The 1,682-nt window shown below is 76.7% G+C and carries 2 protein-coding genes; both read left to right on the top strand.

The genetic code is table 11. The annotated features are described in order from the left end of the window. The coding region (locus tag ABZS51_RS42675) for a methyltransferase domain-containing protein (protein ID WP_355454051.1) at positions 1–663 on the top strand (663 nt) is incomplete at its 5' end. Positions 664–975: 312 nt separating this feature from the next. After that, positions 976–1,602 (top strand): hypothetical protein, encoded by a 627-nt coding sequence (locus ABZS51_RS42670; RefSeq protein ID WP_355454048.1) that lies wholly within the window; start codon positions 976–978, stop codon positions 1,600–1,602. The last annotated feature ends 80 nt before the right edge of the window (positions 1,603–1,682 follow it).

Genomic DNA, 1,682 nt, shown 5'->3' with positions numbered 1-1,682 from the left:
CGTGGTGCCCCACGAGCCGGTGCCGAACACCGCCGCCTTCGTCATCGGGTCACCGGCACCGACCCCAGCCCGGCCATGCTCACACTCGCCCGCGAGGACCCCGCGCCGGTCCAGTCGCCGCCGGTCCAGTCAGCCTCGGTCCAGTACGTCGAGTGCGGGGCCGCGCCGCTGCACGTGTCCGACGAGGCGTTCGACGTCGTCACCGCGCAGCAGGTGCTGCAGTTCGTGCCGGACCGGCGGGCGGCCCTGGCGGAGATGCGCAGGGCCGCCCGGCCGGGCGCGCGGATCGCCGTCGTCACCTGGCTGCCTCTGGTGCGCAACCCGCTGTTCCGCGCGCTGCGTGACGCGGTGGCCGCCGTGCTCGGCCCGGAGCAGGCGGAGCTGTTCGAGGAGCCGTGGTCGCTCGCGGGGGAGGAGGTCGCTGCCCTGGTGGAGGCCGCCGGGTTCGTCGAGGTCGAGCGGCACGAGTGGACGGTGCCGGTCACCCTGCCGGGCGGGCCGGACGCGCTGTGCTGCCTGTTCGGGTTCTCGGCCGTGGCACCGTACGTCGCCGCCCACCGCGAGGCGTTGCACCGGGCCGTACACGAGGGCCTGGCGGGACACACGGACGGCCGCGGCCTGCACGGGGACACCGCGGCGAGCGTCGTCATGGCCCGCGCCTGAGCGGCCCGCCTGCCTGAGCGGCCCGTCTGCCTGAGCGGCCCGTCTGCTTGAGCGGCCCGTCTGCTTGAGCGGCCCGTCTGCCCGAGCGGCCCGTCTGCCTGAGCGGCCCGCCCGTACGACCGGCGCGCCGGCGCGTCCCGCGGACGAGCCGGCCGGTCACGGGCGCGTTGGCGCGGGTTCCGGGTTCGGCATACAGTCTGTGAGAATTTCCAGGCACTGGCCAACTACCCCGGCTATCTCGTCCCGGCCTGGGACCGGTTCAAGCCGGTCATCGGCTCCCCGGAGTTCAGGCGGGCGGCGGCCGGGCTCGGCGTGCCGGGCGGGCTGCTCCCCGGCCCCGACCCGGCGCTGCTCGCCGCGGACGCCGACCTCGACCGGGTCCGGCGCTACACGGTCACCTTCCACCGGCTGCTGCCCGAGCTGCTGCTGCTCGCCTCCTGCTGGTACCGGGGGGTCACCGTGGGGGCGCCCGCGTCCCTCGCCCTCGACGGCCGGACGCCGGTGGAGGGTCCCGGACCGCGCGGCGTGCCGCCCGAGGCGGTCTCCATCGCGCCGGACCCGTCGGAGCCGGGGGAGGACCTGGCCCGCGTCTACCAGGAGATCCGCGCCCTGCACGACCATCCCCGGGTACTGAGCTACTACCGCGCGCTCGGCACCTGGCCCGGCCTCATGCTCGGTGTGCGGGAGCGGCTCGGGCCGCTCGCCCGCGGCGACGCGTACACCGCGGCGCGCGACCAGGTGCTCGCCAGGGCCGCCGCCGCTGCCGCCACACTGCCCGTGCCGGTGGTCGAGACCGAGCACGCCGAGGAGGTCGCGGCCGTGCTGGCGCTGTTCCGCACCCGCCTCATCCCCGCGCTGCTGCTCGACACGGCCGTCGTCCTCGCGCTGCTGGGGGAGGACACCCAGGTGGGGGAGGACGCCTCGGTCGTCACCGTCTGAGCCGCCGGGCCTCGGCTCGCTGCCGGAGGCGCCGGCCGGCGGGACGCCTCTTCGGGGACTGCGGCCCGGCGGCGCGCGTG

Source organism: Nonomuraea sp. NPDC005501 (genome assembly GCF_040605905.1).
In the GTDB taxonomy this organism is placed as follows: domain Bacteria; phylum Actinomycetota; class Actinomycetes; order Streptosporangiales; family Streptosporangiaceae; genus Nonomuraea.
This window is presented reverse-complemented; position numbering and strand designations above follow the sequence as displayed.